This is a genomic window from Gluconobacter sp. P5H9_a, assembly GCF_018812085.1.
Taxonomy (GTDB): Bacteria; Pseudomonadota; Alphaproteobacteria; order Acetobacterales; family Acetobacteraceae; genus Gluconobacter.
This window is the reverse complement of the sequence record NZ_JACRVW010000004.1, coordinates 161,276-177,525: the sequence shown is the minus strand read 5'-3', so window position 1 is coordinate 177,525 and position 16,250 is coordinate 161,276. Positions and strand designations below refer to the sequence as shown.

The following is a 16,250-nucleotide window of genomic DNA, read 5'->3' as shown; positions in this document are numbered from 1 at the left end:
ACTTAGTGAACACCTATCAGGAACAGAATTTCGGAACTTATCTTGAATCACTTCAGGCATGGTCCGAAAGTTCTCATGATTCCTTTGTTCTCCATGCTCTTGATTGCTCGGCTATTGTCGCCGTAACGAATACTAAAGGAAAAATTCTCTCAGTTAATGAAAAATTTGTCGAGATCAGTGGCTATTCCAGAGCTGAACTGATCGGACAGGACCATCGAATGCTTCACTCGGGCGTTCATGATTCCAGTTTCTTTCAAAAAATGTACCGAACCATTGCACAGGGGGGCGTCTGGCATGGTGAAATCTGCAATAGAAAGAAAAACGGAAAACTATACTGGGTCGATACAACAATTGTTCCCCGATGCAATGAAAAAGGGAAAGTCATTAATTATGTGGCCATCCGCTTTGACATCACTGCCCGCAAACGTGCCGAACAACGCCTGACAGCCAACCGGCTGAAATTGCAGGAAGCCGTCAATACTGACTTCCTCACGAATATTTCCAACCGCACGTCATTCTCACAGTACCTGAAAGTGCTTTTCGCACAGGAACATCCAGACAACCGGCATTTCTGTCTGTGCCTGCTCGATATCGATACGTTCAAAATCATCAATGATACATCTGGCCATGAATCCGGTGATCGCCTGCTAAAGAAAATTGCAGGGCGCCTGAAGACTTTCCAATCTCCCGACTGTTTCATTGCCCGTATTGGTGGCGACGAATTTGCCATCATCATGGTGTCAAACGACCCGCAGACATTTGAACTCAAGCTCCAGAAAATTCTTGAGGCTATGCGCTTTCGGTTTCGTAGCGGAAGTCTGACGCATCTTTGTAGTGCCAGTCTGGGCTATGCGGTCTCCAAGCTGAACGACAGTCGAAAACGCGAAATTCTGCGCTGTGCAGACCTTGCGCTGTATGAAGCCAAGGCGGACGGTCGCAACAGAATCAAAAAATACGCGCCCTTCATGAAAGAGAAAACCGAGCGCCGCTCTCGACTGAGAACAGCCATGCAGGCCGCTCTCAAGAAAAAGCAATTCAAACTTTTCTATCAGCTTGTTCTCCCCTTAAATCAGGACAGCCCGCCCTCTTTCGAAGCTCTCCTGCGCTGGGATCATCCAGAGCGCGGACTGCTGAGCCCACAGTATTTTTATGATGCTTTTGACGATGCAGAACTGAGCATCGCAATCGGAAATTTCGTCTTGCGGCAGGCACTCACGGATATCCGGTATCTTCTGCAGCACAAAATCCCGTTTGACCGCATTTCCATCAACGTAACGTCAGATGATTTTCGGGATCACAATTTCACGGAACGGCTTTTCCGTGAAATGAAAAAACATGGTGTTCCGGCTGAAAAACTGACCATTGAGATCACAGAGAAAATTCTCTTTGGTCAGCACAATCAGCATATTCTGGATGAACTCAAGAAACTCCATCGTGCTGGTGTTCAGATCTCATTAGATGACTTTGGTACCGGATTTGCGTCTCTGACCCATCTACGCACCGTGACGTTCGATCATATCAAGATTGACCGGGTCTTTACGTCAGGCGTTACGGAGCGCGGCATTGATACGGCCATTATCCGCGGCGTTATCGATATTGTTCACAGCATGAACCGTGTCGTTGTGGCCGAAGGCGTGGAAACGGCCGAGCAAGCCGAAGAACTGCGCCTGATGGGATGTGACTTTTTACAGGGATGGCATTTTTCAAAGGCGGTTCCACTGTCCCAGATTCCACATGTTCTCAACATGGATGGACCACCCTGGATCAAAAGTGAGTCGATCGTCCCTGAAATGGACGTTGCAGAATAGGTCGTCCCACCTCTCGATATAAAAAACGGGGGCAAGCTGCTTTCGCAACCGCCCCCGTCTTCAACTTCAGACAGTCCCTAAAATTAGAACCGCTGATCAATGCCGGTCAGGATGGTACGACGCAGGCCATACTGTGGCGCACCCACGCCAATGCCGCTGCCATCACGCAGCAGGTACGTCCTGTCGAACAGATTGGTGACATCCAGACGAAGCTGCGTCTGCTTCAGGAATGGAACGTGGAACAGATCCTTGAAGGACTGAACCAGAGACAGATTGAATGTCGCATACTGCGGCACAGAAGCACCATTCGGCGTCGCGCCATCAGCTCTCAGACCACTTCCATAAACCATTGTCGCAGACAGGCGCAGCGGGTGGCCGGTTCTGTAGAAAGCGGTGTAGCTTGTCCCCGCAGACGCCGTCCAACGTTGGTCATGATCAAGATGCACCCAGCGGTTCTTGATGTAAGACAGATCTTCAGGATCGAAGTTCCACTCACCCGACACCACGTCCTTACCGATGGCACGTGACCAGGAGAAATTGCCATAAACACTGAAGGCACCACGCGTGTAATCCGTGGAGAACTCGTATCCGTGCACCTGTCCACGACGGTAGTTGAACACTGACAGAATAACAGGCGAGCCAAACTGCCCCTCATCAATCATGTTCTTCGCCAGTTTGACGTAGGCATCAAACGAAGCGTGCCAGCCTGGCAGGATCGTTTGAGAGAAACCGGCGTCAAAGTAGTGATCGCGCTCAGACTTGACCGTGCTGTTCTTGTAATTGGCAGGCTCAGCAGAGGTTCCCGTGTATTTATACAAAGCCGTTCCGGTCACGAGTTCAAACGGCGGCGGCGTGAAGTAACGGGAATAGCCTGCGTGGAAAGTCCCCCCGTGCCAGGGCTTGTACACGATATTGATACGCGGGCTGACCTGCTTTGAGTGGGTGTATTCATCCACACCATCAAACCGCAGACCATAATTGATGGTCAGGTTCTTGATTGGGCGCCATTCATCCTGAGCGTACAGCCCGTACATCCAACCCGTACGGCCGGAGCCATCATGGATGTTCGCCGTATCGCCGGAGTAAACAGCGTTGCCGTCCTCGTCCTCACCAGTTTGCGTATAAACTGTTGAGTCAGACTTGGACGTATTACGCTCAACATAGATCTGATAGCCGAAACGAACGGTATGATTTCTTGCAGCCTGCCAGGTTGCATCCGTCTGTGTTCCGGTTGAGAAGACGGATCGGGCAGCACGTTGTGCAATGCCGTTATACACCAGATCGCCTAGCGGATCAGGTGAGTATCGCAGAGAGCTGTATCTCAGCACGGCGGACGTCTGGAAACTGAGACGCCCCATATCCTTCTGCAAGGACAGGATGCCGAAATCCGTGATTTCCTTTTGATGCTCACTCAGGCTGCTGCTGTCCCCTGTGCCATACTGGTTCTGGGACAGGGTGCTGCCGAGATAGGACGGGTTGGCGAACTGACGCTGCTGACCCGGATTATTCGGAAGCTGATACTCAGCATTCGAAACACCGGCAGTTAAACTGATCCGGGTATTTTCATCAACCGTGTACCGAGCATGCCCCAGGAAGTGGTACTGGTTCGTCAGATCGTGGATCGCATTGAAGCTGGGGGTCGTGTTTTCAATGCCAACACGGTTGTGAATATAGTCAGCGGTAGCAAACCAATCCCACTTCCCCTTGTGGCCACCATATTGCAGTGACGGAAAGAAATAGTCCCGGGCGCCGCCATAAATGGAGACACTGCCGCCCGCATCGGAATAGCCATTCTTGGTGTTAATATCGATCACACCGGCCTGAAGAAATCCGTACTCGCTGGGAAGCGCGCCCGTCGTGAGGGACATGGAATGTGCAAAGCGGGTCATGAGCGCCTGACCGAAAACACTCATGCCTTCTGGCAGCGCCACACCATCCAGACGGAACTGGACTTCGTTATGGTCGCCACGGATATGAATCTGACCGTAACTGTCCTGCGCGACGCCTGGTGCCTGAAGAAGAACAGACGTCAGGGGCGCGTTATCGCCACCCGGATTCGTTTCGATGTCCTGACGGCTGAAACGATAGGTCGTGGCCCCTGTGGAAGACTGAAGAGCGTCCCGGGCCCGTTCCAGATGAGCATTGACGACAAGATCGTCTTCACCCGTCCGGCTCGTTTCCGTCACGGTCGTTCCGTGCTGGTTGTCAGAATGACCGAAACTGGAACGAGAGGTTTCCGTATCGGTACCTGTCGTTCCAGCCGTTGTTTCCTGAGCATGAGCAGCGCCACACAGAGCCGTCGTGCATCCAAGAAGCACAAGGAAAGATCGGGCAGACACAAAAGGCAGCATGAGGTCCTCAACAGACGAAAGGTATTTTCAGCGCCAACTCTCTATTATGTTATATCATAACAGATCAAGCAGAAGCGGACCTTTTTCCTCCTGATTGTTTGCTCTGGCATCCCGGTGAGATATAAAAGCCACAATTCTGCCGCTGCCCGGCATTTTCCTTTCAGAAGAGCATCTTTTTCCATGGCGTTTCGCAGAGTTCTTTTTCTTGGCGTCAGTCTCCTGGGAGCGTCTTCAGTTTTCGCGGCAGCGCCTCCTGTTCAACACAATAAGAAACAGCGTCACGCTGCTCCGAAATCTCTTGAAGCTCATACGGACGAAACCATTAAAGTCAGTATCAAGAGAACGGATTTTGCATTTCAATCTGCCCAGAAACAGCCGGATGCCGATACCCGCCTGACTGCGGAACGCCTGATCGAGCGTGGTGTCGTGACGTTGCGCGACGTCGAGCGCGTGGCACCCAATCTGACTATTCAGTCCATCAACGGAACGGCTTCCACGAATTTCTACCTTCGTGGCGCAGGCTTTAATGACTTCACGCAGAACAACATCCCAACCGTTCTGGCTTATTTCGATGACGTCCCTTTCGCGTTCTCGACCATGGCCAGCGGCCTGATGTTCGATCTGGCAGACGCGACCGTCACACCAGGCCCGGTCGGCACGACACATGGACAGTCGGACACTGGCGGTGAAGTGCGCTTCCGTACGGCGGACCCGACAAGCAGCTGGCATTACGGCGCCAGCGAAGATATCGCCTCCTATGCCCGTAGCCGAAGCGAAGCCTATGTGTCAGGCCCGCTGGCGAAAGGACTCGATTTCCGACTTGCGGGTCAGACACGACAGGGCGGTGGGTGGCAGACCAATCCCCTGACGGGTGCTCATCTGGGCGATGCAGATTCCTGGGCTTTACGTGGAAAGCTGCGCTGGCGCCCTGACAGCCGGACCACAATCATGCTGTCAGGTCACTTTGTGCAGGACAATAGCGAAGTCGTCGCAGGCGTTCCGGTGCACCGCCTGATTGGCTCTCAGGGACTACCCTCACTGGAACACCAGCAGGCAGAGTGGTTTCTACGACCTCAGTTTGCCGATCTGATCGGGCGCCCCCGTAGCCTCAAACCAAGTGAACACAATCAGTTCTGGGGCTGGGATCTGCATATTGACCGTGATCTCGGCTTTGCAAAAATTACGTCCGTCAGTGCCTTCGAGACGGAACGCCAAGGGGAATATACGGATCAGGACGGCACATCTGCGTCACAGGCGGATACGTACAGAACGATCAGCGCGAACGCTTTTACGCAGGAGTTGCGCCTGTCTTCAAACGACCCGAACAGTCGTTTGCAATGGGTTGTCGGAGCATTTTATCAGCGCAGCCGTATGAAACAGCGCTTCCTGTTCGATTACACAGACTACTCGGCCCGTGGCTATATGATGTCCACCAATTTCGGCATGAATCAGGAAAGTACGTCCGAGTTCGGTCACATCAGCTATCGTCTTCCGCATAACGTCACGCTTTTTGGTGGCCTTCTGCATGAAATCGACGACCGCGCACTCACAGGTCTGAAATCAGAAATTTTTGGTGGCTCGACACATATCTTCCAGCCTGAAAGCACTGCCTCGGCTCAGTTCGCAGGCCAGGTCGGCGTATCTTGGCAGATGTTGCAGAGCACGATGGTGTATTACAAGCTGAGCAAAGGTTTCAAACCCGGCGGGTTCAGCGCCAATAATACCCAGATTCAGGCGCAGCTCGATCCGTTTGGCCCGGAAACGGTCCTGACCCACGAGGTTGGCTTCAAAAGTGATCCAATCCCGGGAAAGCTCCGCCTGAATGGCGCGGCATTCTATAATAATTTCCACGGACAGCAGGTTGTCGGGACCGTGATGATCCCGAATTACGGCCCACTCAGCGAGATCACCAATGTCCCAAAATCCGAAAGCTGGGGCTTTGAAGGTACCCTGGAAATACACCCGGTTCGGCATGTTTTTGTCACGCAGAACATTGGCTGGCAGCGTGGCAATTATCAGGATTTTCCGAACGTCAATCGGGCTGCCACAAACGCCTATTATGCCAAGACCGGTGTCTGGAAAGCCATTAACAATAACTTCGCTGGCGTTGATAACGGCCAGCCAAAACTCACCCTGAACGGACAGGCAGAGTGGCGGCAGGCACTGACTGACCACCTGGGGTTGGATATTGGCCCGGATTGGTCTTATCGCGGCAGTCAGGCCATTGCCGTAGGAGGAACCGGCTTCTATCGCCTGCCTCCCTACTTCCTACTCGGCGCCCATGCGACCCTTCGCCCCTCATCCGGGCACTGGGAAGCAACGATTTACGCCTCGAACATTCTGAACCGCCAGTATTTCGAAAGCGGAGGAATGGCGACAACAACGTATTTCTACATTCCCGGCACACCACGCTTCATCGGCGGCCGCGTCTCCTGTGGCTTCTGAAACGCTCCGCTTGGAACCCGCCTATTGGCGCGTTCCAATCAGGCAACGGACCAGAGCCTTGAGATCCCGGATATTGACTTCGGTTTCAATGCTCTGGCTCCACAACGTATCCATGGCACGAAAGTGGATAGTGCTGAGAATCACATCCAGAACCGTATCCGCCGGATAACAGAAAGCTTCTTCGTCGCGCTTTTTTGCGCGCTCAAGAAAGCGATGCATTTGCTGTCGGGCCGGCTCAATACTGACTTCGCGTAGCACAGTCCCGAACTCCGGATTATGCACGGCTTCACCCAGCAACGTACCGTATGTCCGGCCCAGCGGCGTTGCAAGAAAGCGGATACGCGCTTCGATCAGCTGATCGACATCTCCCAGAAAACTGCCTGTATCGATTTCAGGCGTGAGGCTGAACTTCCATTGACGGATGGCATCAAAGAACATGGCCTGCTTGGTAGGCCAGCGACGATAGACCGTGGCAGTAGAAACACCGGCCTCTTTGGCCACTTTTCCGATCGTGAGGCCCTGATACCCTTCTTCTGTCAGGACCGCGGCAATCGCTGAAAGAATCGTATCCTTCAGCAGAAGATTGATTGGCCTGCCCGGTGAGCGACTGACCCTCATATCTGCCAGATGCGGCGGAAAAGCTTCCTTTACCGCTAAAGATGATGACTGGGACATGCCCTGCCTCCCTGATTGAATAAGGTCTTGTCTCTAGCCTTAACGAAACCGAGAGGCTTTCCACAAGCCTTAAGATTGGTGCGTTTCTCCTAAAAAACACCCCTCATGAAATTGTGAGCAGTGACCGGGAAAGTTAAGGCCACCTCATTTCTGTCTGGTTGAGACAGTATAGCGAAGTGTGTCCAACCTCTTTATAGATTTCTGCCAACGCGAGCCGGACTTTGCGATCAGGCGCCCGACCCGTCTGCATTGCAATTCTGGAAACATTGGGAAGAGTGAAACATGGCTATCGTGCGGGTTGTGATGATGCAGCGGGACGAAGGTACAGCCCTGGCGCGATGGATCACGCATTACGCATGGCTCTTTGGTTTCGAAAACCTCACCATCCTTGATAACGGCTCCGTCGATCCGCAGACACTTTCCATTCTCGACGCCGTTGAAAAGCAAGGCGTCACAGTCCGACGGGATCTAAACCAGCCGTATGATTTTCATCGGAAAGGTGGCCATCTAACCCGGATCATCCAAGGATGGGACGGACTTTACAATTATGATTTCGCTTTGCCGGTGGATTGCGATGAACTACTTGCTGTCTTTACCGAAGATGGCCTCTCTTTGGACAAGACCGCCATTCATGAAGCTTTTGACGCGCTAAAGGGTACGGATTGCGCGCTCAGAATTGATACATCCCTTTTCAATGTCCCAGGCCGGCCCGGCTGGTATGCTCCTATCAGGCACTTTCACAAGGGATTTGTAGCGGCCAAGACAATTTCCATCTGTGATGATGGGCAACATGAACCACGATCAGCGGTTCGGGATGAGTTCAAAAGCACCGTCTTCACCTATTTGCATAACCATCATCTTCCCTACACCGACTGGAGAGAACGCCTGAAAAACAAGGTTTCCGGGCTTGTCGATGTGAATGATGACGCTGCCCTACGCGCCTACCTGACCCAACCTCACGCCGAAGGCGCTCATGCTGTTGAGGCACTTCTGGGGACGCCTGAAGAGTATATGCATCTGTATGATGACAGCGTGCGTGTCTTCGTAGGCGTTGGCTCAACACCGATTACTTTTGTTGAAGGTCCAGAGGTGAAGGCGACGGTGTGGAACACCGACGCCTATCTGGCAGCCCACCCCGACGTAAAGCAGCACTATACGATCGGTGCGCTCCAGCATTATCTTCGCGATGGCTTCAGGGAAAAACGCCCTCTCACAGCATGACACACACGACGCTGAGCGGACTGGGCCGATCAATTAGAAGGTTGGCGGCGTACACGAACTAATCACTTCACAGGCTTCCTCGCTAATACAGCGGAAGCGATGGGGTTTGCGGCTATCAAAATAGTACGCGTCTCCCGGACCGAGAATATGTGACTGGTTTTCTACCGTCACCTCGACCTGACCACGAATAACAACACCAGCTTCCTCGCCGTCGTGTGCATAGGCAACACCTGTATCGGCCCCAGGCTCATAACGCTCGTGCAAGACCTGAAGCGAACGACCAAACAGGTTTCCTCCAACCTGTCGCAGGGAGATGCCGCTCTGCCCGATCTCAGTCAGGTCTTCGGCGGAATAAAAGTATTTTTCCTGCCCTTCCGTCTCGAAGCTGAAGAAATCTCCGAGTGTGACAGGAATGCCGTCCAGAACGCGTTTCAGCGTCCCGATCGAAGGGTTCATGTCCCCCGACTCAATCAGTGAAATTGTGGAATTGGTGACACCGGTGCGCTTGGCCAATTCGCGCTGGGAAAGATTTTTTGCAACACGAACAAGCCGCAACCGCTGACCAACATCCGTCACCATTCATTCTCCCACTCACCTGACATTCCGTCTCAGTATGTCATAACGATTTAGGAATGGAACATGGAAAAACACTGTTTCACCAACGAGATGTTGGCAAACTGCTTTTTCAGCACTCCCCTTTTCATTGATGCCTCCGGAGCCAACACAATGAAGTATGCGTGTTGAGCGAGGGTTCTTTTTCAAACAGCCCCCGTCTACCTACCCAGGATGTAATATTTTCCGCAGACTGAATTATAATGAATTTAGATGCGAAATTCTTTCGAAAATCTCGCAGACAAACGTTTCACGAAACAAGCCGGTTCATAGATCAAAGAGCGGTAAGACTTCGCCAGATCATATACGTGGCCACTACGAAGATCACACCAGCAAAAAACGTCGTAAGCGCACCCCCTGCTCCAGCCAGGCGTCGGGCCGCAGAGGTTCCAAGCGTACTACCAAGTACACCACCCAGAACGAAAAGCGCGCCCATCGTCCAGTCAACATACCCCGACAACATATAACTCAGGGCTGTACTCGCCCCAAAAGCGGCCACTGCAACCAACGATGTTCCGATTGCATTCAAAATTGGCATTCTCGTGCAGGCAACCAGCGAAGGGACAATGAGAAAACCGCCGCCGATGCCAAAAAAGCCCGACAGGAGCCCCGTTGCCGTTCCGCTTGCCATGACCTTGGGCATATTGTCGCGATTACAGGCTGCCCCAGCGATGCCCGGATTCCGCCGTCCCCGCAGCATCAGAATACCCACGACAATCATCAGCACCGCAAAGCAAAGCAGCAGCTTTTGCCCGTCAACAGCCTTGCCCAGCGCAGCGCCAACCAAGGCTCCCACCACACCAAATGGCGCGAAAACTGCTGCGCAACGCCATTTGACGGTTTTCTGCCGGGCATGACTGACAAGCCCTGCCAGCGCATTGACGGCGACTGCCATCGCACTCGTCCCGATCGCGACATGGGGGTTTTTCACCCCCACGACATAGACCATCAGCGGAACAGCCAAAATAGAGCCACCGCCGCCGATCAATCCCAGCGTAAAGCCGATAATGACGCCACAGAACAGTTCAAGCGCGATTTGCATCAAAGCAGCCAATACTTACTTTTTGCCGGACTTCAGAGCCTTCGGAGCCACAAAGAGCTCATGCCCCTTGAGCATGCCTTTCCAGTAAAGAGCCGGCATGATGTATTTTTTAAGCCACCAGGCCAGACGGGTCGCTTTCTGGCCATTGAGCAGCCACTTCGGCAGCGTCGGCGCCAATTTTCCACCATAGGCGAACTCAGCAAGAACAATCTTGCCGTTCTCAACGGTCAATGGGCATGCACCATATCCATCATATCCAGACACCAGGTTCTTACGCTGCAGGAATGCCAGAACGTTTGTAGCAACAACGGGAGCCTGCACACGCACAGCTGCCGCCGTCTTGGCGCAGGATGCTCCAATCACGTCACCAAGAGCAAAGACCTGCGGATACCGGACATGCTGGAGCGTTTCCGGATTCACCTCAACAAAACCGTCCGACCCGGCAATGGCGCTCTCCCTAACAACCTTAGGAGAAACCTGCGGCGGCACGACATGCAGCATGTCAAACGTGCACTCCACGCGCTCCACGCCAGCATCCGTCTTCCGCTCAAAAACAGCCGTCCGTGCAGGGCCATTCACTTCAACAAGCTTTGAACCCAGATGAAGTGCGATACCGTAATCCCGCACATAATCCATCAAAGACGGCACAAACTCTTTCACCCCGAACAGACCCGGCGTTGCCGTATTGAATGCGACGGAGATATTCTTCAACACCCCCCGACGACGCCAGGCGTCACTGGCCAGATACATGGCCTTTTGTGGAGCGCCTGCACATTTGATCGGCATAGGCGGCTGCGTGAAAATCGCCTTACCGCCTTTGAGCTGTTCAACCAGCTGCCACGTGTAAGGCGCCAGATCAAAGCGATAGTTGGACGTCACTCCATTCTTGCCAAGCGTTTCGCTGAGACCAGGGATAGCATCCCAGTTCAGGGAAATGCCTGTCGCTACAATCAGAGCATCATAGGACAGAACCGTGCCGTCCTTCAGCACGACCTCACGCGCCTCGGGTCGAAAAAGCTCAACAGACGTTTTCAGCCAGACGGCGCCTTTGGGAATCAGGTCCTGTTCCCGACGTCGTGTCTGCGATGCCTTGAAAACACCGCCACCTACAAGCGTCCAGCCCGGCTGATAAAAATGCTCTTCGGAAGGCTCGACAATACCAAGAGCGAGGGTGGAGTTACGTTTGAGCAGACTGGCAGAAACGGAAAGGCCGCCCGCACCACCACCAATAACCAGAACCTGGAAATGCCGAGCGCCTTCACGAGCAGCCATAGTTGGAGCAGGTACGGCCTCCAGACGCGATTTCAGTCCACCCAGATCAATACCGGCCCGTGCGGCTTCCGCCAGAATCTCCGCAGCAGGACGAGTACCAGCTTCCGCAAGCGCCCAGAGCTGTGCTGCGCGCGTTCCGGAGCGACAATAGCCAACGACTGGAGCCGGAAGTGACGCAAGTGCTTCTCTAGCCTGCAAGACCTGAGCATCACTCGGTACCGTCCCGGCCTTCACCGGAATGGCCAGAAACGCTAACCCTTCTGCCTTCGCTGCGGCTTCGACAGAAGCGGCATCGGGCTGGTCTGGCGCCTCACCATCCGGACGAAACGAGACAATGCTCCGAAATCCTTCCGCTTTGAGGTCCGCAACATCCTGCGGCGTGACCTGAGGGGAAACAGCGTAGCGATCCGTAAGAGAAGTGGTTGGCATGACGTGCTCTCCGACAAAAATATCTTGGTAGATCAACCTGCTCAGAGGCGATTAACGGGTATCTTGATGTAGCTGATGCCGTCAGCTTCCGGCTCCGGCATGTGACCGCCGCGCATATTGACCTGCACTGAGGGCATCAGGAGTTTCGGCATGGCAAGAGTAGCGTCCCGCGTTGTGCGCATCGCCACGAAATCTTCCTCACTCACACCATCATGAACGTGAATGTTGTGCTCACGCTCCAGAGCCACCGTAGTCAGCCAGGCGTACTCGTCGCGCTCTGGCGCTTTATAGTCATGGCACAGGAATAGACGTGTTTCCGGAGGAAGAGACAGCAGACGGCGGATGGAATGGTAAAGCTGGCGTGCGTCCCCACCGGGGAAATCCGCACGGGCTGTCCCGAAATCCGGCATGAAAATCGTGTCGCCCACGAAGGCACAGTTTCCAATTACGAACGCCATGTCCGCAGGTGTATGGCCTGGTACGTGCAACACCGTGACCGGCAGGTCACCAATGGCAAAGGTCTCGCCATCATGGAAAAGGTGGTCAAACTGAGATCCATCGCGTGCAAACCGGGTGCCTGCGTTGAAGATCTTTCCAAACACATTCTGGACACGCACGATGTTCGCGCCAATTCCCAACTTGCCGCCCAGCTGTTCCTGTAACCACGGGGCTGCAGACAGATGATCGGCGTGCGCATGGGTCTCCAGCTGCCAGTCAACAGACAGCCCTTCCCGACGCACATAATCCACAATCGCCTGCGCAGAGCCATTAGACGTCCGACCCGCAGCGGCATCGTAGTCCAGTACACTATCCAGGATCGCAGCACGCCTGGTGACCGGGCAGTGAACAACGTGACTGGCGGTATTTGTCGCTTCATCGAAGAACGTGCAAACTACAGGAGATGGAACCTCACCACTCTGCACACGTCCGATCTGGGCAGTTGCAGCTTCAATGGCAGCATCAGGCATGACGTTTTCACCTTTGGAGTTACAGTTTCCAAGAAAACAATTATGTGTTTAATAAAGTCATAAACTATCAACAGTCAAGACCCGGACAGGCTGGATACAGCATCATGACAGGCCCCCTCACTGAAGACTCCGCCTTTTTTCCCCTTCGCATTGGCGACGAAGCCCCAGACTTTACGGCCCGCACGACCCACGGTGAATTCGTTCTCAGTTCACTCAGAGGCCGGTGGGTCATGCTGTTTGCACACCCAGCGGATTTTACCCCCGTATGCACCAGTGAGTTTATTGCTTTTGCTAAGGTAGAAACCTTTTTCCAAGAGCGAAACTGCGTTCTCCTCGGGCTATCCGCAGACAGCCTTCCCGCTCATCTGGCGTGGATTACGGCCATTGAAGATCGTTTCAATGTCCGCATTCCCTTTCCGATTGTGGAAGACCCATCCATGGAAGTCGCCCGCGCCTATGGCATGATGGATCTGGAAGCACAGGACAGCGCCACGGTGCGTTCCGTCTTCTTCATCGATCCAACGGGCATCATTCGCGCCATTCTGAGTTATCCGGCCAGCGTTGGCCGGTCAGTGGCAGAACTGCAGCGTATGCTTTCCGCCCTGCAGGAAGTTGATCGCTCCAACGTCCTGACACCTGAAGGCTGGCAGCCAGGCCAGGCTGCCATAGCGCCTCCTCTCCAGACCCAGGAAGCAGTTCAGAAAGCAGGTCCGAACTGGTTCCTTCAGCCGAAAAAGCCGCGCCCATGACTCTTCTTGCCCTTGAAGAAAGCCGAAACCTCGCTGAATGGCTGCGCCTGCTCGCCCAGCCACAGCGCCTCATGATTCTGTCCGCCCTGCTAGATGGCTCCCATGCCGTCAGTGAGATCGAAACCATGACGGGCATAGGCCAACCGACCCTGAGCCAACATCTTGGCACACTCCGCCGCAGTGGATTGATTGAGTCCCAGCGAGAGTCCCGCGCGATCAGCTATTGCATGGCGGATACGCCAGATGCTGCGCGCGCCAGAATGCTCATCATGACGCTTCGTCCTGACGGACTGGCAGTCTCACCAACTGCAACCACTCCACTACGAAAATCCAATACGCAGCGCTCTTCGCTTGAAGGAGCAAGATTTGCCCGCATCGTCCGCCCCCTCCCCCGGTGATCAGAATGCGGACCGCATAGGGTTCTTTTTCAACATAAAAACAGCCGGAAACTGTCCCGCTTATCAGACGCTTTTATACGGAATAAGGAGAAGGTTCATGACCCGTTACCTGATGCTTCTGGCCTGCCTCACCGGTTTTTCCGCCCTGTCTGGCACGGCGTCAGCCGCGACACGCGACGAGCAGAAACAGGCGTGCCAAGGCGATGCCATCCGCCTGTGCACTTTTGCCATCCCCAACGAAGCCAAAATTACGGCCTGCATGAGGAAAAAGATGGATCAGCTCAGCCCGAAATGCCGGGCGATGTTTGAACCTGCTCCCCAGAAAAACACCGCTACGACAAAACCCAAAAACTGAGACGCTTACCCTCTTGTCGTAATTGTGAAGATAGGCGGAGAGTGGGCGGGCCAGTATTTGCCTAAAGCACCTGCACATAGGAGCCTTCGCGTTCTTCAGTCAGGATTGCACGAAGGCAGCGTTTTCATTATTGGATAACATATGAAAACAACCCGTCAGTACGGTCGTCGCAAGGTTACGCTCAAGGATGTAGCGGCACAGGTCGGGGTGTCTCATACGACAGTCTCGAACGCTTATATCCGGCCGGGTCAACTCTCGGCTGCGCTGAGGGAAAAGATCTTCGCGGCTGCGCAGGAGCTGGGATATACAGGCCCTGATCCAGCAGCGAAGCAGCTTGCAACCGGGCATTCCGGTGCTCTGGGCTTCCTTTTCAGTGAAGACCTTCCATACGCGTTTTCTGATCCGGCTGTTCTGGCAGTTCTGAATGGCGTCGCGAAAAGCTGTGACGAGATGGAAACCGATCTCGCCCTGATTTCAGCAGGCAGCAGCCTTCGCAACATGAACACACCTGTTTCGCTCGGCAATGCTGCGGTCGACGGATACATCCTCTATTCCGTGGCCCCCGACAGTCGATGCGTTCTGATGGCGCAACAGCGAAACGTGCCACTCGTTGTGGTGGATCAGCCTCGTCTGGACAACGTGCCATATGTTGGCATCGATGATCGCGGAGCAGCCTACAATGCTGCAAAAACGCTTCTTGAGCTGGGACACCGTCGCTTTGGTATCCTGTCTCTCAAAACAGCCCATGACGACTATTTCGGCATTCTAACCGCCAAGCGTCGCGCCAATATTGCTCACAGCACGATTGCCATGCGCCTGGAAGGGTATCTGACAGCTCTGCAGGAAGCGGGCATCGCGCCTGAAAATGTGCCTGCCTGGGAAATTCCGATCAATTCTGAAGAGTCCGGCGCGGAAGGTGCGCGCTTCCTGCTGAACCGTCAGAATGCACCAACAGCCATTCTGGCAATGAGTGACCGCGTCGCAATTGGCGCCATGCAGACGATCCGTGCCGCAGGTCTCAGCATTCCTGAAGACGTGTCGATTTTTGGATTTGATGACATTCCCGCCGCTGCCCTGGCGGACCTCAGCACGATCCGCCAGCCTCACGAACGCAAAGGCATGGAGGCAGTCCGTCTCCTGACCCAGCAGGACGGCGGGCAGAACAAGAACGTCATTCTGGAAACAGAACTCGTCACCCGCGGCAGTATTGGTCCAGCCCCGAAGGGCTGAACTACACCGTATCAGCGAGCGACGTTCAGCAGTTCGGCAATACTGTCGATCCGGAAATCCGGTTTGAGGTCGATGCACTGGGTAGCAGACCCGTGCCCGTAACTTGCCCAACAGGACGCAATCCCACTATTGCGGGCAAACCCGAGATCGGCAGCCGTATCGCCGACCATCAGGAAATCTGATGCGGGGACTTCGGGGAATAACGGGCGCACACGGTCCGTCATGACGCGGGGATCTGGCTTATGAGGATAGTCTGGTTCGGAACCCATCACATTACTGATCCAGCCACCAAGACCAAAGCGCTCAATACTGGCATGGACAGTAGGAGCATGCTTGTTGCTCAGAATGACAAGCGTCGCCCCTGCAGCCTTCAGGTCGTCAAGTACTGACTTGACCCCATCAAACAGAACGGTCTCTTCCTGATCAGCCTTGGGATAATATGTCCGATAATGACGGACAAAAGCCTGCGCATCATCTGCCTCACTGTCAGGAACGATCGCCTGAAACAGCGTTTGAAGCGTCCCACCCTTTGAAAGCTGATGCTTCAGAACGTCTGATGAAGGACCTTCGTAGCCACTGGCTTCGAAGGCTTCCTTCAGGCTGCGAAGAATGGCCGGCTGCGTTTCCGCCAGCGTACCATCGTAGTCGAGAAGAACGATCGGGAATCTTGTCATCCCCTTTTGTCACCCTGTTCG

The 16,250-nt window shown here is 54.0% G+C and carries 14 protein-coding genes; 7 read left to right on the top strand and 7 right to left on the bottom strand.

Annotation, left to right across the window (positions count from 1 at the left end):
* Positions 1-5 precede the first annotated feature (5 nt).
* Positions 6-1,808, top strand: coding sequence for a GGDEF domain-containing phosphodiesterase (locus KP708_RS16015; protein WP_215749208.1), 1,803 nt, complete (start codon positions 6-8; stop codon positions 1,806-1,808).
* A gap of 83 nt (positions 1,809-1,891) precedes the next feature.
* On the opposite strand, the gene KP708_RS06235 is transcribed toward KP708_RS16015, so the two are convergent.
* Complete coding sequence (locus KP708_RS06235) at positions 1,892-4,159, bottom strand: TonB-dependent receptor (protein WP_215749210.1); 2,268 nt, start codon at positions 4,157-4,159, stop codon at positions 1,892-1,894.
* Positions 4,160-4,339: 180 nt separating this feature from the next.
* Between KP708_RS06235 and KP708_RS06230 the strand changes: the two genes are divergently transcribed.
* Positions 4,340-6,604 carry a TonB-dependent receptor gene (locus KP708_RS06230; RefSeq protein ID WP_215749212.1) on the top strand — a complete coding sequence of 755 codons (2,265 nt, stop codon included), beginning with the start codon at positions 4,340-4,342 and terminating at the stop codon, positions 6,602-6,604.
* Positions 6,605-6,625: 21 nt separating this feature from the next.
* Here the strand turns inward: KP708_RS06230 and KP708_RS06225 are convergent, their stop codons facing one another.
* A complete protein-coding gene (locus KP708_RS06225) occupies positions 6,626-7,279 on the bottom strand; it encodes a TetR/AcrR family transcriptional regulator (RefSeq protein WP_202206295.1) in 654 nt (217 codons plus the stop codon).
* A gap of 282 nt (positions 7,280-7,561) precedes the next feature.
* On the opposite strand from KP708_RS06225, the gene KP708_RS06220 reads away from it, so the two are divergent.
* Positions 7,562-8,500 carry a glycosyltransferase family 2 protein gene (locus KP708_RS06220; protein ID WP_215749214.1) on the top strand — a complete coding sequence of 313 codons (939 nt, stop codon included), beginning with the start codon at positions 7,562-7,564 and terminating at the stop codon, positions 8,498-8,500.
* A 33-nt stretch (positions 8,501-8,533) separates the two neighbouring features.
* Here KP708_RS06220 and KP708_RS06215 read toward each other — a convergent pair whose 3' ends face one another.
* From KP708_RS06215 to KP708_RS06200, 4 genes are all read right to left on the bottom strand, one after another.
* Positions 8,534-9,079 (bottom strand): cupin domain-containing protein, encoded by a 546-nt coding sequence (locus KP708_RS06215; RefSeq protein ID WP_202206293.1) that lies wholly within the window; start codon positions 9,077-9,079, stop codon positions 8,534-8,536.
* A 307-nt stretch (positions 9,080-9,386) separates the two neighbouring features.
* Positions 9,387-10,154 (bottom strand): sulfite exporter TauE/SafE family protein, encoded by a 768-nt coding sequence (locus KP708_RS06210; RefSeq protein ID WP_215749216.1) that lies wholly within the window; start codon positions 10,152-10,154, stop codon positions 9,387-9,389.
* Between the two features lie 15 nt (positions 10,155-10,169).
* On the bottom strand, positions 10,170-11,855 hold the full coding sequence (locus KP708_RS06205; protein WP_215749218.1) for a bifunctional protein tyrosine phosphatase family protein/NAD(P)/FAD-dependent oxidoreductase: 1,686 nt from the start codon (positions 11,853-11,855) through the stop codon (positions 10,170-10,172).
* Between the two features lie 41 nt (positions 11,856-11,896).
* Positions 11,897-12,823, bottom strand: a complete 927-nt coding sequence (locus KP708_RS06200; RefSeq protein ID WP_215749220.1) for an MBL fold metallo-hydrolase — start codon at positions 12,821-12,823, stop codon at positions 11,897-11,899.
* Positions 12,824-12,927: 104 nt separating this feature from the next.
* Between KP708_RS06200 and KP708_RS06195 the strand changes: the two genes are divergently transcribed.
* The 4 genes from KP708_RS06195 to KP708_RS06180 all read left to right on the top strand — a co-directional run bounded on the left by KP708_RS06195 (position 12,928) and on the right by KP708_RS06180 (position 15,555).
* Positions 12,928-13,572 (top strand): peroxiredoxin, encoded by a 645-nt coding sequence (locus tag KP708_RS06195; RefSeq protein WP_215749222.1) that lies wholly within the window; start codon positions 12,928-12,930, stop codon positions 13,570-13,572.
* Entirely contained in the window at positions 13,569-13,970 is a 402-nt protein-coding gene (locus KP708_RS06190) for a helix-turn-helix transcriptional regulator (protein WP_202206288.1), read from the top strand. The genes KP708_RS06195 and KP708_RS06190 overlap by 4 nt, the downstream gene beginning before the upstream one ends.
* 97 nt (positions 13,971-14,067) lie before the next feature.
* On the top strand, positions 14,068-14,325 hold the full coding sequence (locus KP708_RS06185) for a hypothetical protein (protein WP_215749223.1): 258 nt from the start codon (positions 14,068-14,070) through the stop codon (positions 14,323-14,325).
* A gap of 141 nt (positions 14,326-14,466) precedes the next feature.
* Complete coding sequence (locus KP708_RS06180) at positions 14,467-15,555, top strand: LacI family DNA-binding transcriptional regulator (RefSeq protein WP_202206286.1); 1,089 nt, start codon at positions 14,467-14,469, stop codon at positions 15,553-15,555.
* A gap of 11 nt (positions 15,556-15,566) precedes the next feature.
* On the opposite strand, the gene KP708_RS06175 is transcribed toward KP708_RS06180, so the two are convergent.
* Positions 15,567-16,229 carry an HAD family hydrolase gene (locus KP708_RS06175; RefSeq protein ID WP_215749225.1) on the bottom strand — a complete coding sequence of 221 codons (663 nt, stop codon included), beginning with the start codon at positions 16,227-16,229 and terminating at the stop codon, positions 15,567-15,569.
* Positions 16,230-16,250: the final 21 nt, after the last annotated feature.

What these genes read in the sequence shown, in the direction of transcription:
- KP708_RS06235 (WP_215749210.1), bottom strand. Translation starts at nt 4,159, where the DNA reads ATGCTGCCTTTTGTGTCTGCCCGATCTTTCCTTGTGCTTCTTGGATGC.
- KP708_RS06230 (WP_215749212.1), top strand. Translation starts at nt 4,340, where the DNA reads ATGGCGTTTCGCAGAGTTCTTTTTCTTGGCGTCAGTCTCCTGGGAGCG.
- KP708_RS06225 (WP_202206295.1), bottom strand. Translation starts at nt 7,279, where the DNA reads ATGTCCCAGTCATCATCTTTAGCGGTAAAGGAAGCTTTTCCGCCGCAT.
- KP708_RS06220 (WP_215749214.1), top strand. Translation starts at nt 7,562, where the DNA reads ATGGCTATCGTGCGGGTTGTGATGATGCAGCGGGACGAAGGTACAGCC.
- KP708_RS06215 (WP_202206293.1), bottom strand. Translation starts at nt 9,079, where the DNA reads ATGGTGACGGATGTTGGTCAGCGGTTGCGGCTTGTTCGTGTTGCAAAA.
- KP708_RS06210 (WP_215749216.1), bottom strand. Translation starts at nt 10,154, where the DNA reads ATGCAAATCGCGCTTGAACTGTTCTGTGGCGTCATTATCGGCTTTACG.
- KP708_RS06205 (WP_215749218.1), bottom strand. Translation starts at nt 11,855, where the DNA reads ATGCCAACCACTTCTCTTACGGATCGCTACGCTGTTTCCCCTCAGGTC.
- KP708_RS06200 (WP_215749220.1), bottom strand. Translation starts at nt 12,823, where the DNA reads ATGCCTGATGCTGCCATTGAAGCTGCAACTGCCCAGATCGGACGTGTG.
- KP708_RS06195 (WP_215749222.1), top strand. Translation starts at nt 12,928, where the DNA reads ATGACAGGCCCCCTCACTGAAGACTCCGCCTTTTTTCCCCTTCGCATT.
- KP708_RS06190 (WP_202206288.1), top strand. Translation starts at nt 13,569, where the DNA reads ATGACTCTTCTTGCCCTTGAAGAAAGCCGAAACCTCGCTGAATGGCTG.
- KP708_RS06185 (WP_215749223.1), top strand. Translation starts at nt 14,068, where the DNA reads ATGACCCGTTACCTGATGCTTCTGGCCTGCCTCACCGGTTTTTCCGCC.
- KP708_RS06180 (WP_202206286.1), top strand. Translation starts at nt 14,467, where the DNA reads ATGAAAACAACCCGTCAGTACGGTCGTCGCAAGGTTACGCTCAAGGAT.
- KP708_RS06175 (WP_215749225.1), bottom strand. Translation starts at nt 16,229, where the DNA reads ATGACAAGATTCCCGATCGTTCTTCTCGACTACGATGGTACGCTGGCG.